Below are 26,457 nucleotides of genomic sequence, written 5' to 3'. Positions count from 1 at the left end.
TGACCATGACCACTCCAATTCCAGCGGTAGCAGTCGATCAAAGCCTGCTTTACCCGTCTCCGTACAAAGAATTCTGGCACGCGTTCTCGCGCAACAAAGGCGCCGTCGCCGGCCTGATGTTCATGCTGTTGGTGATTTTCTGCGCGATCTTCGCGCCGTGGGTCGCCCCACATGACCCGAGCGAGCAATACCGCGACTTCCTGCTGACCCCGCCAGCCTGGCTGGAAGGTGGGCAGATCCAGTTCCTGCTCGGCACCGATGAATTGGGTCGCGACCTGCTGTCGCGCCTGATCCAGGGTTCGCGCCTGTCCTTGCTGATCGGTTTGTCGTCGGTGGTGATGTCATTGATACCCGGCATCCTTTTAGGACTGTTCGCCGGGTTCTTCCCGCGCTTGCTTGGCCCGACCATCATGCGTCTGATGGACATCATGCTGGCCCTGCCGTCGCTGCTGCTGGCCGTGGCGATTGTCGCCATCCTCGGCCCTGGCCTGATCAACACCGTGATCGCGATTGCCGTGGTGTCCCTGCCGTCCTATGTTCGTCTGACCCGCGCTGCGGTGATGGGCGAGCTGAACCGCGACTACGTGACCGCCGCGCGCCTGGCCGGTGCCACCCTGCCGCGCCTGATGTTCATCACCGTGCTGCCCAACTGCATGGCGCCGCTGATCGTTCAGGCGACCCTGAGCTTCTCCTCGGCGATTCTCGATGCCGCCGCACTGGGCTTCCTCGGCCTTGGCGTACAACCGCCAACCCCCGAGTGGGGCACCATGCTGGCTTCGGCTCGCGACTACATCGAACGCGCCTGGTGGGTGGTCAGTCTGCCTGGTTTGACCATTTTGCTCAGCGTGCTGGCAATCAACTTGATGGGCGACGGCCTGCGCGATGCGCTGGACCCGAAACTCAAGAACGCCGCCTGAGGAGATTCAAATGTCACTGTTAGAAATCAAGAATCTCAACGTTCGCTTCGGCGACAAGAACGCCGTTCCGGTGGTCGATGGCCTCGACATTTCCGTGGACAAGGGCGAAGTGCTAGCGATCGTTGGCGAGTCGGGCTCGGGTAAATCCGTGACCATGATGGCGCTGATGGGCCTGATCGAGCATCCGGGGATCGTCACTGCCGACGCCCTGAATTTCGACGGCAAGGACATGCTCAAGCTCAGCAACCGTCAGCGTCGGCAAATCGTCGGCAAAGACCTGGCCATGGTCTTCCAGGACCCGATGACCGCGCTGAACCCGAGCTACACCGTCGGTTTCCAGATCGAAGAAGTGCTGCGACTGCACCTGAAGATGTCCGGCAAGCAGGCTCGCGCACGCGCCATCGAACTGTTGCAGAAAGTTGAAATCCCCGGCGCCGCGAGCCGTATGGACGCTTACCCGCATCAATTGTCTGGCGGTATGAGCCAACGCGTGGCGATCGCCATGGCGATTGCCGGCGAGCCGAAACTGCTGATCGCCGACGAACCGACCACGGCACTGGACGTGACGATTCAGGCGCAGATCATGGACCTGCTGCTGGCGTTGCAGAAAGAGCAGAACATGGGCCTGGTACTGATCACTCACGACCTCGCGGTCGTGGCCGAAACCGCCCAGCGTGTGTGCGTGATGTACGCCGGCCAGGCGGTCGAAGTCGGTCAGGTGCCACAACTGTTCGACATTCCGGCGCACCCGTACAGCGAAGCACTGCTCAAGGCGATTCCGGAACACAGCCTCGGCGCCTCACGCCTGTCGACATTGCCGGGCATCGTTCCCGGTCGTTATGACCGCCCGCAAGGCTGTCTGCTGTCGCCGCGCTGCCCGTATGTGCAGGACAACTGCCGCGCGCAACGTCCGGCCCTTGACCCGAAAAGCAACAGCCTCGCCCGCTGCTTCTACCCGCTGAACCAGGAGGTGGCGTAATGGCCGTCGTACTTACCGCCCGCGACCTCACCCGTCACTATGAAGTGTCCCGAGGCCTGTTCAAGGGGCATGCGACCGTCCGCGCCCTGAACGGTGTGTCGTTCGAACTGGAAGCCGGCAAAACCCTCGCCGTTGTAGGCGAATCGGGCTGCGGCAAATCCACCCTGGCCCGCGCCCTGACGTTGATCGAAGAGCCGTCCTCCGGTTCGCTGAAAATCGCCGGGCAGGAAGTTGCCGGCGCCGACAAGTCGCAACGCAAGCAATTGCGTAAAGACGTGCAGATGGTGTTCCAGAGTCCCTACGCCTCGTTGAACCCGCGGCAGAAAGTCGGTGATCAGCTAGCCGAACCGCTGCTGATCAACACCAACCTGTCAGCCGCCGAACGTCGCGAGAAAGTGCAGGCGATGATGAAGCAGGTGGGTTTGCGCCCCGAGCATTATCAGCGTTACCCGCACATGTTCTCCGGCGGTCAACGCCAGCGGATCGCCCTCGCTCGGGCGATGATGCTGCAACCGAAAGTGCTGGTAGCGGATGAGCCGACGTCGGCGCTGGACGTGTCGATTCAGGCGCAGGTGTTGAACCTGTTCATGGATTTGCAGCAAGAGTTCAACACCGCTTACGTGTTCATCTCGCACAATCTCGCGGTGGTGCAACACGTTGCCGATGACGTGATGGTGATGTACCTCGGCCGCCCGGTGGAAATGGGCCCGAAGAACGACATCTACGAACGCCCGCTGCACCCGTACACCCAGGCGTTGCTGTCGGCCACCCCGACCATTCACCCGGACCCGAACAAGCCGAAAATCAAGATCGTCGGCGAGTTGCCCAACCCGCTGAACCCGCCATCGGGCTGCGCGTTCCACAAGCGCTGCCCGTACGCGACCGAGCGTTGCCGCACGGAAGAGCCGGCGTTGCGTCTGCTCGATAACCGTCAGGTGGCCTGCCACTACGCCGAGCAATTCCTCGACGGCGCGGCGTAAACAAAATGTGGGAGCGGGCTTGCTCGCGAAGAGGGCGTGTCAATCGACCTCACTGTTGAATGACACACCGCTTTCGCGAGCAAGCCCGCTCCCACATGAGATAGGCGGCCTTTTCAGAAACCTCTTCTACTTCGACTGCGCACAGTCGGGAAGAAGGGGTTTTCTTTTGCCTGTGAATCAGGCCCCTTCATCCTCGTCGGTATCGGCATCGGGATCCTCGGTAGTCGAATCATCATCGTCCGCACTACCACCCTGCTCCTGATCATAGGGCTCCGATTTAGACTGGGCGATCATCAAAGTCGTGTGCGAAACCTGCCCGCTCGACGCCTGCTCATCATGATCAGGGCATTGCGCCCACGCCGCCGTCGACATGCCAACGGACAGCATCACCAAAACCTTCAGTAACAACACAATGCGTAGAAAAATGCTCATAACCGATTCCTTCCTTTCCCAGGTGAAACGTGGAAGCCCGACGGAACTGATAGACATCCGGTTCCGATGGGGCGGGTTCTCCAGATAGGACCCTAACGATGCGCGGGAAATGCCATGGGTGGGGAGATTGGTTTGGCATAAGCGTTATCACCGAACCACCTAACAATGGTGATCCCCAGTGGGAGCGGGCTTGCTCCCACATTGGACCGAGTTAGCAATAAAAAACCCCGGTGCTTTCGCGACCGGGGTCTTGGATTGTTCAACCCTGCTTTTAGTGATGCTCACGCGTCGCGCGGAATTTCACGTCCGGCCAGCGCTCTTCCATCAGCGCCAGGTTGACCCGGGTCGGGGCCAGGTAAGTCAGGTGACCGCCGCCGTCGACCGCGAGGTTTTCCACGGCTTTGATGCGGAATTCCTCAAGCTTTTTCTTATCGTCGCAATCGATCCAGCGCGCGGAATACACGGTGATCGGTTCGTACGAGCACTCGACCTTGTATTCCTCTTTCAAGCGGCTGGCGACCACATCGAACTGCAGCACACCGACGGCGCCGAGAATGATGTCGTTACTGCGCTCCGGGAAGAACACCTGGGTGGCGCCTTCTTCGGCCAGCTGCTGCAAACCTTGGCGCAGTTGTTTGGATTTCAGCGGGTCACGCAGACGCACGCGACGGAACAGTTCCGGGGCGAAGTGCGGGATGCCGGTGAAGCCCAGGACTTCGCCTTCGGTGAAGGTGTCGCCAATCTGGATGGTGCCGTGGTTGTGCAGGCCGATGATGTCGCCGGCAAACGCTTCTTCCAGTTGCTCACGCTCGGAGGAGAAGAATGTAAGGGCATCGCCGATCCGCACGTCTTTGCCGGTACGCACGTGGCGCATCTTCATGCCTTTTTCGTACTTGCCGGAGCAAATGCGCATGAAGGCGATGCGGTCGCGGTGTTTCGGGTCCATGTTCGCCTGGATCTTGAACACGAAACCGGCGAATTTCTCTTCAACCGGTTCCACGGTGCGCTCGTTGGCAACACGGGCCAGCGGTTTCGGCGCCCAGTTGACCACGGCGTCGAGCACGTGATCGACACCGAAGTTGCCCAGTGCAGTACCGAAGAACACCGGCGTCAGTTGGCCGTCGAGGAATTCCTGCTGGTTGAATTCGTGGCAGGCGCCCTGCACCAGTTCCAGCTGATCGACGAAGCGATCGTACTCGTCGCCCAAGTGAGCGCGGGCTTCGTCGGAGTCGAGCTTCTCGATGATTTTCACATCGGTGCGCTCGTGGCCATGGCCGGCGGTGTAAACAATGATGTAGTCGTCGGCGAGGTGATAAACGCCCTTGAAGTCGCGGTAGCAACCGATCGGCCAGGTGATCGGCGCGGCCTTGATCTTCAGGACCGCCTCGATTTCGTCGAGCAGTTCGATCGGGTCGCGGATATCACGGTCGAGTTTGTTGATGAAGCTGACAATCGGCGTGTCACGCAGACGGCAAACGTCCATCAACGCGATGGTCCGTGGCTCTACACCCTTACCGCCGTCGAGGACCATCAATGCCGAGTCGACCGCGGTTAGGGTGCGGTAGGTGTCTTCGGAGAAGTCTTCGTGGCCCGGGGTGTCGAGCAGATTGATCATGTGCTCGCGATACGGGAACTGCATGACCGACGTGGTAATCGAGATACCCCGTTGTTTTTCCATTTCCATCCAGTCGGACGTGGCATGGCGGTCGGACTTGCGCGACTTCACCGTACCGGCAATCGCAATCGCCTTGCCCATCAGCAGGAGCTTCTCGGTGATGGTGGTTTTACCGGCATCGGGGTGGGAAATGATGGCGAAAGTGCGGCGTTTCGCGACTTCGGCGGCCTGTTTGGTCATGGGAAATCGCCTGGCGGTGATTCAAAAAAGGGCGGCGAGTATAGCGCAAACCGACCATCACGGACCACCACCCGCCCGGACGCGGGGACTTTCGCGAACGCTGTCTGCTGATAAAGATGGAACCTTTTAAAAGGTGCAGACGTCCACTTCCCTGTTACGGCTTTCGTCAGGGGCTGAAAATCAGCCAATCAGCCTGACGAGGCTGCGCTTATGGCTCTATCTGGCTGTACACCTCCCCTGTAGGAGCGAGCTTGCTCGCGAAAAACGTCCAGACAACGCGTTCATCCAGACGGTACGCGTCATCGTTGACGATCTTCGCGAGCAAGCTCGCTCCTACTGGGGAGCGCGTTCGGCGAATGACGAGCTGCTTCTCGCGAACGATGATCCCGGCAGCCAGAAGTGGCATGCGACATCGGACTGCGTTCGCCGACAAAGAAAGAAAAAAGGAGTCCGCCTGTGGCTATTCGCTATGGCAAAGGGCTGATAGGAGGTGCGGTTGTCGTCGCCCTTCTGGCCCTGCTGGTCCACTGGATTGGCATCAACACGATCGAACATTACCGCGACGACTTGTTGTTTTACCTGCAAGCTCACCTGATTCTCGTCCTCGTATCCATGCTGGCCGCCCTCGTTGTGGGCATCCCCGCCGGCATCTTCCTCAGCCGCCCGACCATGGTGGGCCGTGCTGAACGCTTCATGCAGATCTTCAACATCGGCAATACCGTGCCGCCACTCGCCGTACTCGCCATCGCCCTGGGCATCCTCGGCATCGGCAGCGGCCCCGCGATCTTCGCCCTGTTCCTCGCCTCGCTGTTACCGATCGTGCGCAACACCTATGAAGGGCTGAAGAATGTTCAGGGTTCGCTGAAGGAAGCCGCCGTCGGCATCGGCATGACGCCGACTCAAGTGCTGTGGCGGGTCGAACTGCCGAATGCCGTGCCGATCATCATCGGTGGCGTGCGGGTGGCGCTGGCGATCAACGTCGGTACCGCGCCGCTGGCGTTCCTGATCGGCGCTAACAGCCTGGGCAGCCTGATTTTCCCTGGCATCGCCTTGAACAATCAGCCGCAATTGCTGCTCGGCGCAGCCTGCACTGCGCTGCTGGCCTTGCTGCTCGACGGTCTGGTGACACTCGCCAGCCGCCTCTGGCTCGAACGCGGCTTGCGCCCGTCTTAAGCCTCGGCAAAGGAAAATTTATGAAGAAGCTAACCTTAATCATGGGCTGCGTTCTGCTGTTCGCAGGGTTCGCCCAAGCCGCTGAAAAACCGGTAATCCGCATCGGCGCCCGGGTGTTTACCGAGCAAACCCTGCTCGCGGAAATCACCTCCCAGTACCTGCGCACCAAGGGTTATGACACCCAAGTGACCGGCGGTCTGGGCAGCAATCTGGCCCGCAGCGCCCACGAAAGCGGACAACTGGACTTGATGTGGGAATACACCGGCGTGTCGCTGGTGGCCTACAACCATGTCACCGAGAAACTCGACAGCGCTCAGTCCTACGCCAAGGTGAAAGAACTCGACGCGCAAAAGGGCCTGATCTGGCTGACCCCGTCGAAATTCAGCAACACCTACGCCCTGGCCCTGCCGGAAAAAACCGCGAAGGCCTACCCGCAGATCAACACCATCAGCGAACTGAACGCGGTGCTGCAGGCTGAGGCGAAAACCAATCACCTGGTCGCGCTGGACACCGAGTTCGCCAACCGTTCCGACGGTCTGGATGGCATGGTCGACCTCTACGGCATGAACCTGACCCGCAAAAACATCCGCCAGATGGACGCCGGTCTGGTCTACACCGCGCTGCGCAATGGCCAGGTGTTCGCCGGTCTGGTCTACACCACCGACGGGCGTTTGAACGCCTTCAAGCTCAAGTTGCTGGAAGACGACAAGCACTACTTCCCGGACTACACCGCCGCGCCGGTGGTGCGTCAGGTTTACCTCGACGCCCACCCGAAACTGGCGGAAGAGATGAAACCACTGGCCGAGCTGTTCGATGACGAAACCATGCGCCAGCTCAATGCGCGGGTCGATGTCGATCACGAAAGCCCCTCCTCCGTTGCCGCTGATTTCCTGCGCCAGCATCCAATCAACTAAGAGGAAAAGACATGGACTTTCTCAACGCCTTTTCCCATCTCGACTGGCCGCAGGTCATGCACCTGACCTGGCAGCACATCACCTTGGTCGGCATCGCCGTAACCCTGGCGATTCTGGTCGGCGTGCCGCTCGGCATCCTGATGACGCGTTTCCCGACGCTCGCCGGCCCGTTGCAAGCGAGCGCCACGGTGCTGCTGACCGTGCCGTCGATTGCGCTGTTCGGCCTGCTGCTGCCGTTCTACTCGAAATTCGGCCAGGGCCTCGGTCCGATGCCGGCGATCACCGCGGTGTTTCTGTACTCGCTGCTGCCGATCATGCGTAACACCTACCTCGCCCTGACCGGCGTCGAACCGGGCATTCGCGAAGCCGCCCGCGGCATTGGAATGACCTTCGGCCAACGCCTGCGCATGGTCGAACTGCCGATCGCCGTGCCGGTGATCCTCGCCGGCGTGCGCACCGCCGTGGTCATGAACATTGGTGTCATGACCATCGCCGCGACCATCGGTGCCGGTGGCCTCGGTGTACTCATTCTCGCTTCCATCAGCCGCAGCGACATGTCGATGCTGATCGTCGGCGCCGTGCTAGTCAGTCTCCTGGCCATCTTCGCCGACCTGCTTCTGCAATGGCTGCAACGCACGCTGACTCCAAAAGGACTGCTCAAATGATCGAACTTCAAAACCTCTGCAAGACCTTCCAAAGCAACGGCAAAGACGTGAAAGCCGTGGACTCGGTCAGCCTGACCGTCAACGAAGGCGAGATCTGCGTGTTCCTCGGGCCCTCGGGCTGTGGCAAAAGCACCACGCTGAAGATGATCAACCGCCTGATCAAGCCGACCTCCGGCAAGATTCTGATCAACGGCGAAGACACCACCGACCTCGACGCCGTGACCCTGCGCCGCAACATCGGTTATGTGATCCAGCAGATCGGTCTGTTCCCGAACATGACCATCGAGGAAAACATCACCATCGTTCCGCGCCTGCTGGGCTGGGACAAACAGAAATGCCACGACCGCGCCCGCGAGTTGATGAGCATGATCAAGCTCGAGCCCAAGCAGTACTTGACACGCTACCCGCGTGAATTGTCCGGCGGCCAGCAGCAACGGATCGGCGTGATTCGCGCACTGGCGGCGGATGCGCCGTTGCTGTTGATGGATGAACCGTTCGGTGCGGTCGACCCGATCAACCGCGAAATAATCCAGAACGAGTTCTTCGAGATGCAACGCGCGCTGAACAAGACCGTGATCATGGTCAGCCACGACATCGACGAAGCGATCAAGCTGGGCGACAAGATTGCGATCTTCCGTGCCGGCAAACTGTTGCAGATCGATCACCCGGACACCCTGCTCGCGCACCCGGCGGACGAATTTGTCAGCAACTTCGTTGGTCAGGACAGCACGCTCAAGCGTCTGTTGCTGGTGAAGGCCGAAGACGCCGCGGACAACGCACCGTCGGTCAGCCCGGAAACAACGGTGGCCGATGCGCTGGAGTTGATGGATGAACATGACCGTCGTTACTTCGTGGTCACGGATAGTGAAAACAAGGCGCTGGGTTATGTAAGACGTCGCGACTTGCTCCGTCAGACTGGCACGTGCGCGCAGTACCTGCGTGAGTTCAATGCCACGGCGGCGTACGACGAACATTTGCGGATCCTGTTGTCGCGCATGTACGAGTTCAATCGCTCGTGGTTGCCGGTGATGGATGCGGAGCGGGTTTTCCTGGGTGAAGTGACGCAGGAGTCGATTGCCGAGTATTTGAGCTCCGGCAAGTCTCGTGGCGGCAAGACCAGCATTGTTTCGCCTGCGGAGACGGCGTTGGCCTGATCCCTGAGGCATGAATGAAACCTGTGGCGAGGGGATTTATCCCCGTCCGGCTGCGTAGCAGTCGTAAACCAATGCATGCGGTGCACCAGGTACACCGTGGTTGCAGGTTTTGGGGCTGCTCCGCAACCCAACGGGGATAAATCCCCTCGCCACAAAGGCAATGCAGCCCCCTTCAAAAAATGCCCAACCGGGCAACATCACACTGTCATGCAGGTCGGTTACATCAGTAACTGTCCGGGACCGCACGACGGAAGCGTGCAAAAACGCGACATTTTTTGTTGATCTCAATCCCCTCACGCCCTAAAGTTCGCGCCGAACGTCCATGCTGGAAACGATCCATCCGGCTCAAGTACTGACGACGAGACAGCAAGGCCAAGGGAAGCACCGCCTCCCGTGGCCTTTTTGCTTTCGGCGACATGCCTTGGGAAGTAGGCGAACCAAAGTGGGGATACGGAGGACGTTCATTTGCACCCATTGATTACTAACGTTTGCCAGTAGGAGCTCCCAAGTATGTCGATCAACGTCGAAGACTATTTCGCGCGCGATACCTTCCAGAAGATGAAGGCCTTCGCCGACAAACAAGAAACCCCGTTCGTGGTGATCGACACCGCCATGATCAGTCAGGCCTATGACGACCTGCGCGCCGGTTTCGAGTTCGCCAAGGTCTACTACGCGGTCAAGGCCAACCCGGCCGTCGAGATCATCGATCTGCTCAAAGAGAAAGGCTCGAACTTCGACATCGCCTCGATCTACGAGCTCGACAAAGTGATGAACCAGGGTGTCGGCCCGGATCGCATCAGCTACGGCAACACCATCAAGAAATCCAAGGACATCCGCTACTTCTACGAGAAGGGCGTGCGTCTGTATGCCACCGACTCCGAAGCCGACCTGCGCAACATCGCCAAGGCCGCACCGGGTTCGAAAGTCTACGTGCGCATCCTCACCGAAGGTTCGACCACGGCTGACTGGCCGCTGTCGCGCAAGTTCGGCTGCCAGACCGACATGGCCATGGACCTGCTGATCCTCGCCCGTGACCTGGGCCTGGTGCCTTACGGCATCTCGTTCCACGTCGGCTCGCAACAGCGCGACATCAGCGTCTGGGACGCGGCGATCGCCAAGGTCAAAGTGATTTTCGAGCGTCTGAAAGAAGAAGACGGCATCCACCTGAAGCTGATCAACATGGGCGGCGGCTTCCCGGCCAACTACATCACCCGCACCAACAGCCTGGAAACCTACGCCGAAGAAATCATCCGCTTTCTCAAGGAAGACTTCGGCGACGAGCTGCCGGAAATCATCCTGGAGCCAGGCCGTTCGTTGATCGCCAACGCCGGCATCCTGGTCAGCGAAGTGGTGCTGGTTGCGCGTAAATCGCGTACTGCGGTCGAGCGCTGGGTGTACACGGATGTGGGCAAATTCTCCGGCCTGATCGAAACCATGGACGAAGCCATCAAGTTCCCGATCTGGACCGAAAAGAAAGGCGAAATGGAAGAAGTGGTCATCGCCGGCCCGACCTGCGACAGCGCCGACATCATGTACGAAAACTACAAATACGGCCTGCCGCTGAACCTGGCGATTGGCGATCGTTTGTACTGGTTGTCGACCGGTGCTTACACCACCAGTTACAGCGCTGTTGAATTCAATGGCTTCCCGCCGCTGAAATCGTTCTACGTGTAAAACGCTGCAGGTAGAAATCAAAAAGCCCATGACGTGTCATGGGCTTTTTTGTGTCTGATGTTCCAGGCTGTCGGAGCAGCTTTTATCGGTCTTCCCGCACATGCCACAGACGAAGGATGTAGAGCGTGGAGCCTTGAATCTCATACCGCATTTCGTAATGGCCGACCAAAAGTCGTCGCACATCTCGCGGTTCAAACTCGTCGACCCGCTCTCCAATTCGCGGATTGCTCAGTAAGGCCGTGGGGGCCTGAACGAGAGATTGCACGGTGCGGGCTGCCGCAGGACGATTGACCACCGCAAGAAAATCAAAAAGTCGAGCGAGATCCGATAACGCCTTGCTCGTCCACTTCAACTCCATTAGTACGGCACCGGCAACGGCTTATCAGTCCCCAAACTTTCTGCCCAGGCCTGGACAGACTGATGATCAATCACCCGTCCGGCGTCAACGTCAGCCATTGCTTCACGAGTAAGTCGGCTGCGTTCCTCTTCCATATCGACCCAGTCGGCAAGCGCTTGCTTCACGATCCAGCCCCGTGAACGCTCCATCTTCGCAGCCATCTGATCGACTTTATCAGCCAGCTCCAGGGGTACATGGGCAGTCAGCACTTTGGTTGCAGCCATGATTTCGTCTCCAGGTGACAATTTGATGAGATGTGATTAGTTTCCAATCATAGTGATTTAAATCAGCTCAACAACCCCTGATACGCTCCGCTCATCGCTCATCTGAACGACGCGTTTATGATAGAGGGCCGCCAATTCACGAACTTGCGGATGTGCGGCACTCAACAGCGCCTTGCTCGCCACCCGCAGAAAATTCAGATTCCCACCGTCCAGCGCCTTGTGCAGCCAACCCAGCGCCTCATCGATCTTGCCCTCATCCGCCAGCACGGCTGCATAACTGAACTGCCCACGAAAATCCCCGCCAACTGCCGAACGTCGATACCAATCACGCGCAGCTTGCGGATCTGCCAGACAAACGCGTCCGTCTTCCAGATAACGGCCCAACAGATTCATCGACTTTGCATGGCCCAGTTCAGCGGCGCGGCGATAGAGATTTAGCGCTTGCAACTGATCTTCGATCACACCGCGCCCGGTCGCCAGCAGGTTGGCGTAGTTGTACATCGCCCAATCCAGTCCGGCTTCGGCGGCGACGCGATAATGCACCGCAGCGACAGAAGCGTCGGCCTCGCAGCCCCAGCCATGTTCATGACAACGGCCGAGCATGTTGTGCGCCATCAGGTGCCCGCGCTGAGCGGCTATCTCGAACCAGCGCAGCGCTAGCGGTTGATCCCGCGCGATGCCCTGCCCGTCCAACAGGATCTGCCCAAGCAAGGCTTGAGCATCGAGCACACCTTCGCGGGCCGCGATCAGAATCGCCTGAGCCGCGCGAGCGGGACTTTCATTGAGCATGGCTTTGAGCTGATCGCCGTCGAGCACTTCTTCGCGGCGCAGTTGAAAACTCATACCTCGACCCAGCGCCGCAACAGGTTGTGATACGTACCGGTCAGGCGGATCAGCGATGGGTGGTCGGGCATGTCCTGCGTCAGTTGCTGGATCGCCCCGTCCATCTCGAACAGCAGCGCGCGCTGGCTGTCTTCGCGGACCAGGCTCTGGGTCCAGAAGAATGAGGCATAGCGAGTGCCACGGGTGACGGCATTGACCTTGTGCAGGCTGGTGCCGGGGTACAGGACCATGTCGCCGGCGGGCAACTTCACGCGCTGAGTGCCGTAGGTGTCCTGGATTTCCAGTTCACCGCCGTCGTAATCCTCAGGCTCGCTGAAAAACAGCGTCGCCGACAAGTCCGTGCGCACGCGCTCGATGCTGCCTTTGGGCTGACGCACGGCGTTGTCGATATGAAAGTCGAAACTGCCACCCGCCGTGTAACAGTTCAGCAACGGAGGAAAAACCTTGTGCGGCAATGCCGCGGACATGAACAGCGGATTTTTCCACAACCGCTCCAGCATCGCCGCGCCGACTTCCTTGGCCAGCGCATGGCCTTCCGGCAGTTGCAGATTGTGCTTGGCTTTGGCCGACTGGTAGCCGGCAGTTATTTTTCCATCCGCCCAATCCGCCTGTTCCAGAACCTCGCGGATGCGCTGCACTTCTTCTTTAGCGAACACGCCGGGGATATGCAGCAGCATGGGGAAAAGACCTGAAGGCGAAGGGGTGGCAATGGTATTGATTCTTATTGCCCGTGTAAAACCCCCACGACGGATGAAACATCAAAAACCGTAAGGATAAATTGTAAAGAATGTAAATTCAGTGCGAATAGTAACGTTTCGCAATTGATACAAATACGCGTCTACCCTATATTCCGCGACCTCAAATCCTTGGGGAGGGGAATTCACATGTCACGCCAACAACCACAATTACAGGTCAGTTCACCGCGTTTACTCGCCTCTGCAATAGGCGTGGCGATCACTGCCGGCTCTGCTGGCCATATGGTGTTCGCCGCTGAGAAGACTGATGAAAAAGTGCCGAACGGAGCGATTTCCCTGGATGCCACGGCCATCACCGGCGAAGCCCAGGACCAGACTTCCTACAACGTGGAAAAAGCTTCCTCGCCCAAGTACACCGCGCCACTCGTAGACACGCCGCGCTCGGTCACGGTCATTCCGCAACAGGTTCTCAAGGACACCGGCGCACTGAATATGCAGGACGCGCTGCGCACCATTCCCGGCATTACCTTCGGTGCCGGTGAAGGTGGCAATCCACAGGGCGATCGCCCATTCATTCGCGGTTTTGATGCCCAGGGTGACACTTACCTCGATGGCGTACGCGATACGGGCTCGCAGAGCCGTGAAATCTTTGCCGTTGAATCGATCGAAGTCAGCAAAGGCCCGAACTCGGCGATCGGTGGCCGTGGCGCTGCCGGCGGTACCATCAACCTGGTCAGCAAAAAAGCTCACGTAGGCAACTCCTTCGATGGTGGTTTTACCTGGGGCTCGGACCACACCCAGCGTTACACGATGGATGGCAACTATCAGTTCAGCGACAGCGCTGCCGGTCGCCTGAATTTGATGAGCCACGAGAGCAATGTTGCCGGTCGTGACAAAGTCGACTACGACCGTTGGGGTATCGCGCCATCCCTGGTGTTCGGCCTGGGCACTGACACCCGGGTGAACCTCGATTACTACCATCTGGAAAGCAACGACACGCCGGACTCCGGGATTCCGTACTCCATCCCGACCGGTCTCGCGGCTGCTCGCACCAAGTCCAACCCGGACAAACCAAACGACGGTGGTGACAGCAGCAACTTCTACGGCCTGGACCGCGATTTCCGCAAGGGCCGTACCGATACCGCGACCTTCGCCATCGAGCATGACCTGAACGACGCGCTGGCCATCAAGAACACCCTGCGCCACGGTAGCAGCATGCAGGATTACATCCTGACCCAACCGGATGACAGCAAGGGCAACGTCAACAACGGCAGCGTCTGGCGCCGGGCCAACACCCGTGTCAGCAACACTGAAACCACCACCAACCAGACCGACCTGTTTGGTGATGTCTACATCGCCGGCTTCAAGAACAGCTTTTCCACCGGCATCGAATTCAGCCGTGAGGAAAGCCAGAAATCTTCGTACAACGTCAACACTGACACTACGCCGCTGACCACCGTTCCTGCAGCGAGCAACAACTGCCGCCCTGCGATCATCGGCGCACCCAGTGGCTACAACTGCACTTCGTTGTCGAATCCGAACCCGAACGATCCATGGAGCGGTGCGATTTCACGCAACTACGCCGGCACGGACACCAAGGCCAACACCTACGCGCTATACGTGTTCGACACCCTGGAATTGTCCGAGCAGTGGCTGGTGAACATGGGCCTGCGCTACGATCATTTCGACACTGACTACAAAACCTACAACGCTGCCGGCACGACGACCTCCAAAGGCGACGACATCAGCGAGTTCGTCACCGGTCAGTTCGGCGTGGTCTACAAGCCGGCGGAAAACGGCAGCATCTATGCATCTTACGCAACCTCGGCCACGCCACCGGGCGCAACCCTCGGCGAAGGCGTGGACGGCAACCCGTTGGGCGGCACACCGGATCGCAACGGCAACCTGCTGAGCAGCGACATGGAGCCGGAAACCACCAAAAACTACGAAATCGGCACCAAGTGGGACTTCCTGAATGATCGTCTGTCCCTGACTGCCGACATCTTCCGCACCGAGAAAGAAAACGCCCGGGTACAGGTCAATACCACGTCTTATGAAAACGTCGGCAAGACCCGCGTTCAAGGCTTCGAGCTGTCGGCCACCGGGAAGCTCACTGACAAATGGCAAGTCTTCGCCGGTTACGCCTTCATGGACAGCGAGCAAATCGATGGTGGTGACATGCCGGCCAACAGAGCCAACAACGGCAACCAGCTACCCAACACGCCGGAAAACAGCGCTAGCCTGTGGACGACTTATCAAGTCACGCCGAAGCTGACCATCGGTGGCGGTGCGTTCTACGTCGATGAAGTGTTCGGCAGCACCGCCAATACCACCATGGTTGACTCCTACGTTCGCTACGATGCAATGGCCGCCTACAAGCTGACCAAAAACATCGACCTGCAATTGAACGTGCAGAACCTGACCGACGAAACCTATTACGACAAAGCCTTCTCGAACCACTTTGCCAATCAGGCCGCCGGTCGTACCGCATTGCTGAGCACCAATTTCCACTTTTGATAGTTAGCACCCTGTAGGAGCGAGCTCCTACAAAGGACTTGGCCCCGTTCATCCACATGAACGGGGTTTTTGTGCGTAAAAAAGAATGCTTCTCGACAACTCACGGCATAATGCGCGCCGTGATCACAATTTTCGAACGGACAAGGCGAGCAACGTGTTGAAGAAAACCCTGTTCCAGTTGCACTGGTTTTTCGGCATCAGTGCCGGGCTGGTCCTGGCCCTGATGGGCATCACCGGGGCGACGGTGTCGTTTCAGGATGAAATCCTGCGCGCGCTCAACCCTTCTGTGTTGCAGGTCGAGAAGCAGGTCGCCGGCGTGCTGCCGCCCGCCGAACTGGTGGAAAAAATCGAAGGTGCGTCGGGCAAGAAAGTCTCGATGCTCTGGGTCGAGACCGACAGCGGCAACGCCGCGCGGGTGATCTTCACGCCGCCGCCGGGCGAACGTCGCGGGCAGATGCGTTACTTCGATCCGTACACCGCCGAGTTCATGGGCGATGCCACCGGGCAAGACTTCTTCGGCCTGATGCTGCAACTGCACCGTTTCCTCGCCATGGGCGATACCGGTCGGCAAATCACCGGTGCCTGCACGCTGATCCTGGTGTTTTTCTGCCTGTCCGGTCTTTACCTGCGCTGGCCGCGCCAGTGGAAAAGCTGGCGCGCCTGGCTAACGCTCGACTGGAAGAAAAAGGGCCGCAGCTTCAACTGGGATTTGCACTCGGTGGCGGGTACCTGGTGCCTGGTGTTTTACCTCCTGGCAGCGTTGACCGGGTTGTCGTGGTCTTACGAGTGGTACAACAAAGGCCTGACCCGATTGCTGTCCGATTCGCCGCAGACCGAGCGGGTTCGCGCCGGTCGTGGCCCGGCGCCTGCAGGTCCGGCACCGACAGCCGATTACGCCCTGATATGGAGCAGCATCTACAGCGCTGCCGGCCCGGCATTGAGTGCTTACAACATTCGCATGCCGCCAGTGGCCGGGCAACCGGCGACCGTGTTTTACCTGTTGAACTCCTCGCCGCACGACCGCGCGCTGAACCAGATCAGCCTCGATCCAGCCACCGGCCTCGTCAAGCGCCACGACCGTTACAGCGACAAGAGCCTCAAGGCGCAACTGCTGACCAGCATCTACGCGCTGCACGTCGGCAGTTACTTCGGGATGGTCGGACGGATCATCCTGACGATCAGCGCGCTGACCATGCCGCTGTTTTTCATCACCGGCTGGTTGCTGTACCTCGATCGTCGACGCAAGAAAAAGCAGATCAAGGACGCCCGCAAAGGTTTCGCACAACCGGGCAACGACATACCGGCGTGGCTGATCGGTTTCGCCAGCCAGAGCGGGTTTGCCGAACAACTGGCGTGGCAGACCGCCGGGCAATTGCAGGCCGCCGGCTTGCCGGTGAAGGTTCAGCCGCTGGCGAAACTCAGCGAACAGGACCTGCGTGATTCCAGCAACGCGTTGTTCGTGGTCAGTACCTTCGGCGACGGCGAAGCGCCGGACAGCGCCCGCGGTTTCGAACGCAAAGTGCTGGGCCGCGCGTCGACCCTGGAGAGCCTGAATTACGCGGTGCTCGGACTCGGTGATCGCCAGTATCAGCACTTCTGCGGTTTCGCCCGCCGCTTGCACACCTGGCTCGGCGAGCACGGCGGCAAGCACCTGTTCGCGCCTGTGGAAGTCGATTGCGGCGACCCTTACGCTTTGCGTCACTGGCAGCAGCAACTCGGTCTGCTGACCGGACAGGCGCCGGTGGACACCTGGCAAGCGCCGAGCTACGACAATTGGACACTCACCCGCCGCGAATTGATAAACCCTGACAGCAGCGGCTCGCCGGTGTACTTGCTGGGCCTGAGAGCCCCGACGACCAGTAGCTGGCTGGCCGGTGACCTGGTGGAAGTCTTGCCGCGCCACTGCCCGTGGGCGATCGAGCATTTCCTCGATGGCCTGGGCATTGATGGTCGGGCTACGGTGATCCTTGAGGGCCTGTCGCAACCTCTGGACCACGCCCTCGCCTCTCGACAACTGCCCGAGAACCGCGCCCATCTGGTCGGCTTGCACGCGCAAGCGCTGGTGGACGCGCTGGTGCCGTTGGCCATGCGCGAATACTCCATCGCCTCGATTGCCGCCGACGGCGTGCTGGAACTGATCGTGCGCCAGGAACTGCATCCCGACGGCAGTCTGGGCATTGCTTCCGGATGGCTGACCGAACATGCGCCGGTGGGCAGTACCATCAGCTTGCGGGTACGACGCAACAGCGGTTTCCATCTGCCGGTCGAACCGGTGCCGATGATCCTGCTGGGCAACGGCACCGGCCTGGCCGGGCTGCGCAGTTTGCTCAAGGCGCGGATTGCCGATGGGCAGCAACGTCATTGGCTGCTGTTCGGCGAGCGCAATCGCGAGCACGACTACCTGTGCCGCGCCGAGCTGGAAGAGTGGCTGATGTCCGGAGATATCGAGCGGTTGGATCTGGCCTTCTCACGGGATCAGGCCGAGAAGATTTACGTCCAGGATCGCCTGCGTGAATCAGGTGATCTGCTTAAGCAATGGCTGGCCGACGGCGCTGTCATTTATATCTGCGGCAGCTTGCAAGGCATGGCTTCGGGTGTGGATCACGTGCTCAACGAATTGCTGGGCATCGAAGAGGTCGAACGCCTGATCGAACAAGGCCGCTACCGCCGCGACGTTTACTGACACACACCAACCCCTGTGGGAGCGAGCTTGCTCGCGATGGCGGTCCAACAGCCAACAAAATTGTTGAATGTGAAGCCGACATCGCGAGCAAGCCCGCTCCCACAGGGGCCGAGTGTCGTCCATTAACCTTCTACCGGCTGCAATTTCTGTTCAAACACACTGACCCCGTCCAGATCCCGCAACACCACACTCATCTCCCCCGTCTGCCCCTCAATATTCACCTCGCCAAAAAACTGAAACCCGGCAAACGGCGACATGTTCTGTGCCGGTGGTGCCTTTTCGAACACCACTTCCGGACCAAAGGTTTTATCCAGCGGATCAGGCCCGAAGCTCCCCGCATTCAAGGGCCCGGCGACAAACTCCCAGAACGGTTCGAAGTCCTGAAACGCCGCACGATCCGGATGGTAATGATGCGCCGCGCAGTAATGCACATCCGCCGTCAGGAAAACGAAATTACGCACGTGTTGTGCCCGCAGAAAACCGAGCAATTCAGCGATTTCCAGTTCGCGCCCCTGGGCAGGTCCCGGATTACCATTGGCCACCGCGTCCCAGCGCGCCACGCCGGGGCTGACTTCGCCGTCGGGTACACCCAGGCCGATGGGCATGTCGGTGGCGATGACTTTCCACTGGGCCTGAGAGCCTTTCAATTCACGCTTGAGCCAGTCCAGTTGCTCGCGCCCGAGAAAAGGTTTTGCGGCGCCCAGGTTGTCGTCATTGGCTTCGCGATAACTGCGCATGTCGAGCACAAACACATCGAGCATTGGCCCGTAACCGAGCTTGCGATAAATCCGCCCGCCGCTATCGGCGCTCTGCAGACGCATCGGTGCATATTCGAGCCAGGCCTGACGCCCGCGCCCCACCAGGCCATGGATGTCCTTGCTCTTGTATCGTTCATCGAGTTGCTTGCCGGGCGACCAGTTGTTCACCACTTCATGGTCGTCCCACTGCCAGATCTGCGGCACTTCGGCGTTGAAGCGGCGGACGTTTTCGTCCATCAGGTTGTAGCGGTAATTGCCGCGATACTCGTCGAGGGTTTCGGCGACTTTGCTCTTGGCTTCGCTTGTGATGTTGCGCCACACGCGGCCGCTTTCGGTGGTGAGTTGCGCCGGTATCGGGCCGTCCGCGTAGATGCCGTCGCCGCTGTGGATAAAGAAGTCCGGCAGGCGTAATCGCATGGCTTGGTAGATGCGCATGCCGCCGATGTCCGGGTTGATGCCGAAACCCTGGCCGGCGGTGTCGCCGCTCCAGACGAAACGGATGTCGCGCTGGGTCTGCGGTACGCTGCGCAAGTGACCAAACCAGGGTTCGCTGGCGACGCCGGTCTGGGCGTCTTCGAAGTGCACGCGATAGAAAATCGCCTGATCGGCGGGCAGGCCGGTCAGCTCCACCCGCGCGGTGAAATCGCTGCGAGCATCGGCCAGGGGCGAGACGAATCGGCGCGGGTTGCTGAACACACTGCGCGTGTCCCACTCCACCACCATCCGCGCCGGACGGTCGCTGCGGCTCCAGACCATCGCCCGGTCACCCAGCACGTCGCCCGATTGCACGCCATCGGTGAGTTGCGGTCGATCCTTGACCGAAGCGATCACCGCCGGCGCGAGGCCGGGCAACAACAGCCCGGCGCCGACCGCTTGCATGACACGACGGCGACCGAGGTCGAATTCGCTCATAGTGCTCTCCCTGAAAAAGGAAAACTAAAACATGGCCGTGTGACCCCGGACATGACACAGCACCTGCCTACAGGGTCTGCGTCTGATCTCCCACACGGGTGGAAATGATCATCGTGAGGCACACAACTTTTCAAGACGTTTCCTACAACGTATCTTGTTGCCGCGTTTCGGTATCGACTCCATAGTTCGGGCTCGCGGAAAAATCCGCGAACGACCTTGGCCGGTCGACCACACCAAACGCATCAGCGTCATTGTTTAGACATTTTCATGTCTGGATGTCGTGTTATGGCAGCTGTGCGCGGGACACCTTAGGGTGTGCCGGGGTTGGGTGTGCCGGTCGGCCAACCCGCACACAGCTGCCACCTTTTTCGCTTGGCCGCAAACGGTGGTAGCTCTATTTGGAGTTACACCTATGTTCCAAGTCATGCCCCGTTACCTCCCAATCGACACCTACGACGCCGAAACACCAGTGCTCTTCGTCAACACCCACAAAGAACTCAGTGAACTCACCGCCTGCGCCATGCATCGCTTCACCGTGGTTCGCGATTTGGCGGATACGCTGACCAGCCTCAATCTAAAAAACACTTCCGACTGCGACCTGACCCGCATCACCCGCGCCGTGCATCTGCTCATGCGTGAGGGCTGTGCGGTACTAAACGTGGTTCAGGCGCGGGCGTTGCAGCGGGAGAATGAGTACAAAACCACGATTTAGCGGTGTAGCCACTGACGTCATCGCGAGCAGGCTCGCACACAGGGGATCAGTGTCGTACACAGACTTTGCGTCCGCTGGAGATACCCTGTGGGAGCGGGCTTGCTCGCGAAAGCGGACTTCCAGCCAACATAATTGCTGAATGAAAAATCGCATCCGCGAGCAAGCCCGCTCCCACATTGGATTGGGGTCAGGCGTTGACGGGTTCTGCTGCTACCTCCACCGCTTCCGGTCGCTTGAGCAGCGCATACGCCACAGCTGTCACCAGACTCCCCGCCACAATCGCCAGCAAATACAGCAGCGCATGGTTGATCGCATTCGGGATCGCCAACACGAACAACCCGCCGTGCGGCGCCATCAGTTTGCAGCCGAAGTACATCGACAACGCACCCGTCAGCGCACCACCGGCAATGCTCGCCGGAATCACCCGCAATGGGTCCTTGGCGGCAAACGGAATCGCGCCTTCAGAGATGAAGCACAGCCCCAGCACCAATGCCGCTTTACCGGCTTCGCGCTCAGCCTGGGCAAACTTGCGTCGAGCAATAAAGGTGGCGATGCCCAGGCCAATCGGCGGCACCATGCCGGCCGCCATGGTCGCGGCCATCGGCGCATAACTCTGCGAGGCCAGCAACCCCACCGAGAACGCATAGGCCGCCTTGTTGATCGGCCCGCCAAGGTCGACGCACATCATCCCGCCCAGCAACACACCGAGCAGAATCGCGTTGGTGGTGCCCATGCTGTCAAGAAACTGGGTCAGCCCGGTGAGCATCCCGGCCACCGGTTTGCCAACCACGTAGATCATCACCAGACCGGTGAACAAACTCGCCAGCAACGGGATGATCAGAATCGGTTTCAGCGCTTCAAGACTTTGCGGCAATCGTGCATATCGATTGATCGCCTGCGCCGCGTAACCGGCGATGAAACCGGCAATGATCCCGCCGATGAAACCGGCCCCCAACGTGCTCGCCAACAAGCCACCAATCATCCCCGGCGCGAGGCCCGGGCGGTCGGCGATCGAGTAGGCGATGTAACCCGCCAGCAGCGGCACCATCAGCTTGAACGCGGTCTCGCCGCCGATCTGCATCAGTGCGGCGGCAAGCGTGCCCTCCTCCTTGAACGCGGTGATGCCGAACACGAACGACAACGCAATCATCAGACCGCCCGCCACCACCATCGGCAGCATGAACGACACACCGGTCAGCAGGTGTTTGTAGACGCCGGACTTCTCCTGTTTGGCCGGCCCCTTGGCACCCGTCGCAGCACTTTCCTGCGTGCCTTCAGCCAGCGCTTTATTCAGCGTCGCCTCGGCTTGTTTCAGCGCGATGCCGGTGCCACAACGATAGATTTTCTTGCCGGCAAAACGCTCGGTGGCGACTTCGATGTCGCAGGCCAGCAACACCACATCAGCCTCGGCAATCGCTGCCGCACTCAAGGGATTGCGCGCGCCGACCGAGCCCTGGGTTTCGATCTGCAAGTCATAACCCAGACGTTTGGCCGCTTGCTGCAAGGCTTCAGCGGCCATGAAGGTATGCGCAACGCCGGTCGGGCATGCGGTAATCGCGACCAGGCGCGGGGCGTTTTTAGTGACGGCAGCGGAGTCGATAGCGGCTTCGGGCGCGACGTAAACCTGCGCTTCTTCAGCACCGCGCCGCAGCACGGCTTCGACATCTTGCAGGGCTTGCGCCGGGGTACTCTGGAAAACCCGTTTGCCGACGAACCGCGACATGTCCACCGGCGCGCTGGTCACCAGCAAGACCCACTCGGCGCCCTCAAGGGTGGCGGCCGATAACTGGCGCTCTGGATGCGCCGCATCAGTGACTTCGACGCTGGTGCTCCAGCCCTGCCGCTGCGCTGCGGCATCGAGCAAACGGGCGCACAGCACACTGGTGACCATGCCGTTCGGACAGGCCGTAACAATGGCTAACTTCATGACAAACCCTCTTATTGTTCTGTCAGGGGACGCACGCGCACACCCTGTTCAAGCCGCGCCAATTGAGCCGCGTCGCCGATTCCGAAACCGATCTGGGTCACCGCCATCGCGGCAATCGCCGTGGCGGTGCGCAGGGTCTGTTCCGGCGTGTCGGCGCTGAGCAGACCGTGAAGCATGCCGGCCAGCAACGAATCCCCTGCGCCCACTGTGCTGGCGACGCGAACCTTGGGCGGCGAGGCATGCATCGCCGAGCCGACACTGAACCAGTTCACGCCGTCGGCCCCGTGGGAAATCACCACGTGCTCGATGCCTTGCGCGTGCAAGCGGCTCGCTGCTTCGGCTTGGGCCGCGACCGAAACCACCTCGCAGCCGAGCACTTCGGCCAGTTCTTCCGTGTTCGGTTTGATCAGCCACGGACCCGCCTTGAGCGCCGCGCGCAACGCTTCACCACTGGTGTCCAGGGCGACGTTCAGCCCGAGGTTTTTCAAGCGCTGAACCAACGCCTGCAACCACTCAGGACTGATGCCTTGCGGCAAGCTGCCGGCGACGACGACCGCGTCGTGCCCGGGCGCAATCTGCTCCAGTCGATCCAGCAACGCCTGCTGCGCCGCCTCGCTGACCATCGGTCCCGGGCCGTTGATGTCGGTAATGCGCCCGTCGCTTTCCGCCAGTTTGATATTGCTGCGGGTTTCCCCGGGGACGCGGATAAACGCGTCGACAAAACCGCGTTTGGCGAACAGGGTTTCGAACGCTTGAAGATTGTCTTCGCCGAGAAAACCGCTGACGGTGAGCTGATGCCCGAGGTCCGCCAGCACCTGCGCCACGTTCACGCCTTTACCGGCAGCGTGGGTGTGCATGTCGTCGCTGCGATTGACCTGACCGGGTTCAAGGCGCGGCAACTGCACTGTCAAATCCAGCGCCGGGTTGAGGGTCAAGGTGAGAATCCGGGCCATTACAGAGCCTCCACTAATGCGCGCACTTCATTCGCGCTGCCCACGGCCAGCGCCTGTTGGGCAAGGGTTTCAGTCTGGGTCAGGCTGAGTTCGCGGATGCGCGCCTTGACCTCGGCAATGCTGCGGCCCGACACGCTCAACTCATCCACGCCCAGGCCGACCAGCACCGGCACGGCCAGCGGATCAGCCGCCAGTTCGCCGCACACGCCGACCCATTTGCCATGGGCATGGGCCGCACGCACGGTGATGTCGATCAGTTGCAGCACCGCCGGGTGCAAGCCGTCAGCCTGGGCCGACAAGGTCGGGTGACCACGGTCGATGGCCAAGGTGTATTGCGTGAGGTCGTTGGTGCCGACGCTGAAGAAGTCGACTTCCTTGGCCAACACCGGCGCGAGCAATGCCGCCGAGGGCACTTCGATCATGATGCCCAGTTGCAGATCGGCCACCGGAATTTCCAGACGCAGCCGCTCGGTCATGTCTCGCGCCTGACGCCACTCGTCAACGCTGCCGACCATCGGGAACATGATGCGCAGCGGACGGTTGTCAGCCGCACGCAGCAGGGCGCGCAATTGCGCTTCCATGATCTGCGGACGCTGCAAGGTCAGGCGAATGCCGCGTACGCCGAGGAACGGGTTTTCTTCTTTCGCGATCGGCCAATAGGGCAACGGCTTGTCACCGCCGACGTCGAGGGTGCGCACCACCAGTGGCCGACCGGCGAGGCCATCGAGCACACGGCGGTATTCGACTTCCTGAGTCGCTTCGTCCGGCGCCTGCGAGTGGGCCATGAAAATCAGTTCGGTGCGCAGCAGTCCAATGCCTTCGGCGCCCTGCTCCACGGCGCTGGTGACGCCGGCGCTTTCACCGATGTTGGCGAACACTTCCACCGCATGTCCGTCGGTGGTCAGCGCCGGTTGATGACGTTGTTCGGCCGCCGCTTTCAAGCGTTGCTCGCGGGTGTCGCGCTCTTCGGTGGCGCGCTGCAAGGTCGCCGCATCGGCGTTTACATGCAAGCGACCGCGCTGGCCATCGAGCAGCAACGGCGTGCCCGGCGCCAGCAGCAACACCGCCGCACCCGCACCGACCAGGGCCGGAATGCCCAGTGCTCGGGCGACGATGGCGCTGTGCGCGGTGGCGCCGCCACGGGCGGTGAGGATCCCGGCGACACGGGTTGGATCAAGACGCGCCACGTCGGAAGGGCCGACTTCGTCCATCACCAGAATGTAGGGTTGATCGGGTTCACTCGGGGTTTCGACCCCGCTCAGTTGCGCCAGCACTCGTCTGCCGATGTCGCGCAAATCTGCCGCACGTTCGGCGAGCAAAGCATCCTGCAGCGATTCCTGTTGTTTCGCCGCCGCTTCGATCACCGCCATCCACGCCGCTTCAGCGCTTTCGCCCTGCTTGAGGCGGGTCTCGACTTCATCGGTCAAGTCCGGGTCGTCGAGCATTTCCTGATGGGTGACGAAGATTTCGCGAATGGCTTTGGATTTGCTGCGTTCGATCAAGCCTTCGATGTCGCGACGCACGTCCGCGAGCGCTTGCTTGAGACGTTCGCGCTCGATGGCGGCAGACTCACCACGCATGGGGTAATCGATGGTTTGCAGCACTTGAATATGCGCCGGGCCAATGGCGATGCCCGGCGCAGCGGGGATGGCCTGAACCAGACTGCCGGACGCCGGCGCGAGCAGGACTTCGGCCACGTCAGTGAGCACTTCGCGCTGTTGGCTCACCGCCGGCAGCGGCTCGACTTCTTCACCGAGACCTTCTTCGATGGCCGCCAACAAGGCTGGCAAAGCGTCGGCGGCGATGCTTGGCTCGGCGACAAATTCCAGCACCTGACCGCGACGGGCGCCAAGGCTGAGCAACTTGCTCAAGCTCTTCACCGACACGGCGCTGTCCTGACCGTCGACGATGCGCACGCGGATTTCGCCTTCAAAACTTTTCGCCAATTGCGCGAGGATTTTCGCCGGCCGCGCGTGCAAACCGTGGGCATTGGCCAGCGCAATGCGCGCGCTCGGCCAGTCCGCCGGCAGTTCACCGCCGAGCACTTCGAGGACTTTACGGCTGCTGGTGGCGCGGCCCAGTTCATGGCCACGGCCTTCGATCAGCAACGCACAAAGGCGTTCGAGCAAGGCCTGATGGGCCTCGCCAAGGCTGGCCAGGCAGAACAGACCGCTGAGCGGCTGACCGAGATAACGAATCGGTTTATCCGGGGTCACAAAGGCCAGGCCCGGGCGCTTGACCGTTTGTTCGCTGTGCAACCACCACAAGCCATCGCCGAGTGGCAGCGCTTCGACCTGTTGCAAGACAGCAGAGAAACCATTGCTCACACAATCCGCCTGACGCAGCAAACGGGCACCGCGCCAGACCAGTTCTTCAAAGTCATCGGCCGACACACCCAGGCCAATCATCTGTGCATCCAGCGCCAGTTCCTGTGGAGCGCCTTGCAGCAGTTTCAGCAACGCCTCGGCAGAACTGGCGCGACGCAGGGCCTGGCCCAGATCGGTCTCGCCGAGGGCGCGGGTCAGCAACTGGAGAAGTCGCAAGTGTTCATCGGATTTAGCGGCGATACCGATCGCCAGGTAGACAATCTGACCGTCGCCCCAGTCCACACCTTCGGGAAACTGCATCAGCCGCACGCCGGTGGAAAACACTTGGTCGCGGGTTTCCGGCGTACCGTGGGGGATGGCAATACCTTGACCGAGAAAGGTCGAGCCCTGGGCCTCGCGCGCTTGCAAACCAGCGAGATAACCCTCGGCCACAAGACCATCGGCGACCAGATGCTGAGCCAGTAAATGCAACGCTGCGGATTTGTCCACGGCCGACTGGCCCATGGAAATCTGCTCTATCGTGAGCTCGAGCATGCTTTCTCCTTTTTGGCACCTTCAGGCGCCAGGTATTGTTTTGAATGAATCAGCTTAGGCCGTTGGTGATCACTTTTGGCGGTTTCGCGGCAGAACCGGCCAAATGAACCTAAAGCGTAGAAAATACGCTTGCTGAAACGTTTAATCTAGAATGATTGGCACGTTACTCGATAATGTTCCATCCTTGAAGTCCAACTTGTCGGATACGTTGCGACAATAGCTGCCGGCCTGA

At 60.2% G+C, this 26,457-nt stretch carries 21 protein-coding genes; 11 read left to right on the top strand and 10 right to left on the bottom strand.

Going from position 1 to position 26,457, the window contains the following annotated elements:
• The first annotated feature begins 5 nt into the window (after window positions 1-5).
• From ACYZT9_RS04935 to ACYZT9_RS04925, 3 genes are read left to right on the top strand one after another with little or no spacing between them, the layout of a single operon-like run.
• Window positions 6-917 carry an ABC transporter permease subunit gene (locus tag ACYZT9_RS04935; RefSeq protein ID WP_462008818.1) on the top strand — a complete coding sequence of 304 codons (912 nt, stop codon included), beginning with the start codon at window positions 6-8 and terminating at the stop codon, window positions 915-917.
• 10 nt (window positions 918-927) lie between these two features.
• A complete protein-coding gene (locus tag ACYZT9_RS04930) occupies window positions 928-1,896 on the top strand; it encodes an ABC transporter ATP-binding protein (protein WP_462008817.1) in 969 nt (322 codons plus the stop codon).
• Entirely contained in the window at window positions 1,896-2,876 is a 981-nt protein-coding gene (locus ACYZT9_RS04925) for a peptide ABC transporter ATP-binding protein (protein WP_462008816.1), read from the top strand. The genes ACYZT9_RS04930 and ACYZT9_RS04925 overlap by 1 nt, the downstream gene beginning before the upstream one ends.
• 177 nt (window positions 2,877-3,053) lie before the next feature.
• Here the strand turns inward: ACYZT9_RS04925 and ACYZT9_RS04920 are convergent, their stop codons facing one another.
• Both ACYZT9_RS04920 and ACYZT9_RS04915 read right to left on the bottom strand, forming a co-directional pair.
• Window positions 3,054-3,308 (bottom strand): hypothetical protein, encoded by a 255-nt coding sequence (locus ACYZT9_RS04920; protein ID WP_462008815.1) that lies wholly within the window; start codon window positions 3,306-3,308, stop codon window positions 3,054-3,056.
• A gap of 271 nt (window positions 3,309-3,579) precedes the next feature.
• On the bottom strand, window positions 3,580-5,163 hold the full coding sequence (locus tag ACYZT9_RS04915; protein ID WP_462008814.1) for a peptide chain release factor 3: 1,584 nt from the start codon (window positions 5,161-5,163) through the stop codon (window positions 3,580-3,582).
• Window positions 5,164-5,619: 456 nt separating this feature from the next.
• Here ACYZT9_RS04915 and ACYZT9_RS04910 point away from each other — a divergent pair, with 456 nt between their 5' ends.
• The 5 genes from ACYZT9_RS04910 (at window position 5,620) to ACYZT9_RS04890 (ending at window position 10,743) form a co-directional block, all read left to right on the top strand.
• On the top strand, window positions 5,620-6,336 hold the full coding sequence (locus tag ACYZT9_RS04910; RefSeq protein WP_054049992.1) for an ABC transporter permease: 717 nt from the start codon (window positions 5,620-5,622) through the stop codon (window positions 6,334-6,336).
• Window positions 6,337-6,356: 20 nt separating this feature from the next.
• On the top strand, window positions 6,357-7,250 hold the full coding sequence (locus ACYZT9_RS04905) for a glycine betaine ABC transporter substrate-binding protein (protein WP_462008813.1): 894 nt from the start codon (window positions 6,357-6,359) through the stop codon (window positions 7,248-7,250).
• An 11-nt stretch (window positions 7,251-7,261) separates the two neighbouring features.
• A complete protein-coding gene (locus tag ACYZT9_RS04900; RefSeq protein WP_462008812.1) occupies window positions 7,262-7,915 on the top strand; it encodes an ABC transporter permease in 654 nt (217 codons plus the stop codon).
• Window positions 7,912-9,069 carry an osmoprotectant ABC transporter ATP-binding protein OsmV gene (locus tag ACYZT9_RS04895; RefSeq protein WP_462008811.1) on the top strand — a complete coding sequence of 386 codons (1,158 nt, stop codon included), beginning with the start codon at window positions 7,912-7,914 and terminating at the stop codon, window positions 9,067-9,069. The genes ACYZT9_RS04900 and ACYZT9_RS04895 overlap by 4 nt, the downstream gene beginning before the upstream one ends.
• A 510-nt stretch (window positions 9,070-9,579) precedes the next feature.
• The gene (locus tag ACYZT9_RS04890; protein WP_052965627.1) at window positions 9,580-10,743 is read left to right on the top strand and encodes a type III PLP-dependent enzyme; all 1,164 of its coding nucleotides are present in this window, start codon (window positions 9,580-9,582) and stop codon (window positions 10,741-10,743) included.
• Between the two features lie 82 nt (window positions 10,744-10,825).
• On the opposite strand, the gene ACYZT9_RS04885 is transcribed toward ACYZT9_RS04890, so the two are convergent.
• Genes ACYZT9_RS04885 through ACYZT9_RS04870 form a run of 4 tightly spaced genes read right to left on the bottom strand, consistent with a single transcriptional unit; the run spans window position 10,826 to window position 12,884 of the window.
• Window positions 10,826-11,101: a type II toxin-antitoxin system RelE/ParE family toxin gene (locus tag ACYZT9_RS04885; RefSeq protein WP_462008810.1), complete on the bottom strand. Its 276-nt coding sequence runs from the start codon at window positions 11,099-11,101 to the stop codon at window positions 10,826-10,828.
• Entirely contained in the window at window positions 11,101-11,364 is a 264-nt protein-coding gene (locus ACYZT9_RS04880) for a CopG family ribbon-helix-helix protein (protein WP_462008809.1), read from the bottom strand. Before ACYZT9_RS04880 ends, ACYZT9_RS04885 begins: the two co-directional genes overlap by 1 nt.
• A gap of 57 nt (window positions 11,365-11,421) precedes the next feature.
• Window positions 11,422-12,207, bottom strand: a complete 786-nt coding sequence (locus ACYZT9_RS04875; RefSeq protein WP_462008808.1) for a tetratricopeptide repeat protein — start codon at window positions 12,205-12,207, stop codon at window positions 11,422-11,424.
• The gene (locus ACYZT9_RS04870; RefSeq protein ID WP_462008807.1) at window positions 12,204-12,884 is read right to left on the bottom strand and encodes a Fe2+-dependent dioxygenase; all 681 of its coding nucleotides are present in this window, start codon (window positions 12,882-12,884) and stop codon (window positions 12,204-12,206) included. The genes ACYZT9_RS04875 and ACYZT9_RS04870 overlap by 4 nt, the downstream gene beginning before the upstream one ends.
• Before the next feature lie 207 nt (window positions 12,885-13,091).
• Between ACYZT9_RS04870 and ACYZT9_RS04865 the strand changes: the two genes are divergently transcribed.
• Both ACYZT9_RS04865 and ACYZT9_RS04860 read left to right on the top strand, forming a co-directional pair.
• Window positions 13,092-15,419: a TonB-dependent receptor gene (locus tag ACYZT9_RS04865; protein WP_462008806.1), complete on the top strand. Its 2,328-nt coding sequence runs from the start codon at window positions 13,092-13,094 to the stop codon at window positions 15,417-15,419.
• A gap of 154 nt (window positions 15,420-15,573) precedes the next feature.
• The gene (locus tag ACYZT9_RS04860) at window positions 15,574-18,102 is read left to right on the top strand and encodes a PepSY domain-containing protein (protein WP_462008805.1); all 2,529 of its coding nucleotides are present in this window, start codon (window positions 15,574-15,576) and stop codon (window positions 18,100-18,102) included.
• A 122-nt stretch (window positions 18,103-18,224) separates the two neighbouring features.
• Here ACYZT9_RS04860 and ACYZT9_RS04855 read toward each other — a convergent pair whose 3' ends face one another.
• Window positions 18,225-19,772 carry an alkaline phosphatase D family protein gene (locus tag ACYZT9_RS04855; RefSeq protein ID WP_462008804.1) on the bottom strand — a complete coding sequence of 516 codons (1,548 nt, stop codon included), beginning with the start codon at window positions 19,770-19,772 and terminating at the stop codon, window positions 18,225-18,227.
• Between the two features lie 412 nt (window positions 19,773-20,184).
• Here ACYZT9_RS04855 and ACYZT9_RS04850 point away from each other — a divergent pair, with 412 nt between their 5' ends.
• The gene (locus ACYZT9_RS04850; protein ID WP_462008803.1) at window positions 20,185-20,484 is read left to right on the top strand and encodes a hypothetical protein; all 300 of its coding nucleotides are present in this window, start codon (window positions 20,185-20,187) and stop codon (window positions 20,482-20,484) included.
• 187 nt (window positions 20,485-20,671) lie between these two features.
• Here ACYZT9_RS04850 and ACYZT9_RS04845 read toward each other — a convergent pair whose 3' ends face one another.
• Genes ACYZT9_RS04845 through ptsP form a run of 3 tightly spaced genes read right to left on the bottom strand, consistent with a single transcriptional unit; the run spans window position 20,672 to window position 26,225 of the window.
• The gene (locus ACYZT9_RS04845) at window positions 20,672-22,411 is read right to left on the bottom strand and encodes a PTS fructose-like transporter subunit IIB (protein ID WP_462008802.1); all 1,740 of its coding nucleotides are present in this window, start codon (window positions 22,409-22,411) and stop codon (window positions 20,672-20,674) included.
• Window positions 22,412-22,422: 11 nt separating this feature from the next.
• Complete coding sequence (gene pfkB / locus ACYZT9_RS04840) at window positions 22,423-23,364, bottom strand: 1-phosphofructokinase (RefSeq protein ID WP_462008801.1); 942 nt, start codon at window positions 23,362-23,364, stop codon at window positions 22,423-22,425.
• Window positions 23,364-26,225, bottom strand: a complete 2,862-nt coding sequence (gene ptsP / locus ACYZT9_RS04835) for a phosphoenolpyruvate--protein phosphotransferase (RefSeq protein ID WP_462008800.1) — start codon at window positions 26,223-26,225, stop codon at window positions 23,364-23,366. The genes pfkB and ptsP overlap by 1 nt, the downstream gene beginning before the upstream one ends.
• Window positions 26,226-26,457 lie beyond the last annotated feature (232 nt).

The sequence above is a fragment of the Pseudomonas sp. ZT5P21 genome (assembly GCF_054897785.1).
This window is presented reverse-complemented; position numbering and strand designations above follow the sequence as displayed.

Excerpts from the sequence above, each read along its gene's own strand:
- ACYZT9_RS04885 (WP_462008810.1), bottom strand. The coding sequence starts at position 11,101 with ATGGAGTTGAAGTGGACGAGCAAGGCGTTATCGGATCTCGCTCGACTT.
- ACYZT9_RS04900 (WP_462008812.1), top strand. The coding sequence starts at position 7,262 with ATGGACTTTCTCAACGCCTTTTCCCATCTCGACTGGCCGCAGGTCATG.
- ACYZT9_RS04880 (WP_462008809.1), bottom strand. The coding sequence starts at position 11,364 with ATGGCTGCAACCAAAGTGCTGACTGCCCATGTACCCCTGGAGCTGGCT.
- ACYZT9_RS04845 (WP_462008802.1), bottom strand. The coding sequence starts at position 22,411 with ATGAAGTTAGCCATTGTTACGGCCTGTCCGAACGGCATGGTCACCAGT.
- ACYZT9_RS04930 (WP_462008817.1), top strand. The coding sequence starts at position 928 with ATGTCACTGTTAGAAATCAAGAATCTCAACGTTCGCTTCGGCGACAAG.
- ACYZT9_RS04870 (WP_462008807.1), bottom strand. The coding sequence starts at position 12,884 with ATGCTGCTGCATATCCCCGGCGTGTTCGCTAAAGAAGAAGTGCAGCGC.
- ACYZT9_RS04905 (WP_462008813.1), top strand. The coding sequence starts at position 6,357 with ATGAAGAAGCTAACCTTAATCATGGGCTGCGTTCTGCTGTTCGCAGGG.
- ACYZT9_RS04890 (WP_052965627.1), top strand. The coding sequence starts at position 9,580 with ATGTCGATCAACGTCGAAGACTATTTCGCGCGCGATACCTTCCAGAAG.
- ACYZT9_RS04895 (WP_462008811.1), top strand. The coding sequence starts at position 7,912 with ATGATCGAACTTCAAAACCTCTGCAAGACCTTCCAAAGCAACGGCAAA.
- ACYZT9_RS04875 (WP_462008808.1), bottom strand. The coding sequence starts at position 12,207 with ATGAGTTTTCAACTGCGCCGCGAAGAAGTGCTCGACGGCGATCAGCTC.
- ACYZT9_RS04915 (WP_462008814.1), bottom strand. The coding sequence starts at position 5,163 with ATGACCAAACAGGCCGCCGAAGTCGCGAAACGCCGCACTTTCGCCATC.
- ACYZT9_RS04855 (WP_462008804.1), bottom strand. The coding sequence starts at position 19,772 with ATGAGCGAATTCGACCTCGGTCGCCGTCGTGTCATGCAAGCGGTCGGC.
- ACYZT9_RS04850 (WP_462008803.1), top strand. The coding sequence starts at position 20,185 with ATGTTCCAAGTCATGCCCCGTTACCTCCCAATCGACACCTACGACGCC.
- ptsP (WP_462008800.1), bottom strand. The coding sequence starts at position 26,225 with ATGCTCGAGCTCACGATAGAGCAGATTTCCATGGGCCAGTCGGCCGTG.
- ACYZT9_RS04865 (WP_462008806.1), top strand. The coding sequence starts at position 13,092 with ATGTCACGCCAACAACCACAATTACAGGTCAGTTCACCGCGTTTACTC.
- ACYZT9_RS04935 (WP_462008818.1), top strand. The coding sequence starts at position 6 with ATGACCACTCCAATTCCAGCGGTAGCAGTCGATCAAAGCCTGCTTTAC.
- ACYZT9_RS04920 (WP_462008815.1), bottom strand. The coding sequence starts at position 3,308 with ATGAGCATTTTTCTACGCATTGTGTTGTTACTGAAGGTTTTGGTGATG.
- pfkB (WP_462008801.1), bottom strand. The coding sequence starts at position 23,364 with ATGGCCCGGATTCTCACCTTGACCCTCAACCCGGCGCTGGATTTGACA.
- ACYZT9_RS04925 (WP_462008816.1), top strand. The coding sequence starts at position 1,896 with ATGGCCGTCGTACTTACCGCCCGCGACCTCACCCGTCACTATGAAGTG.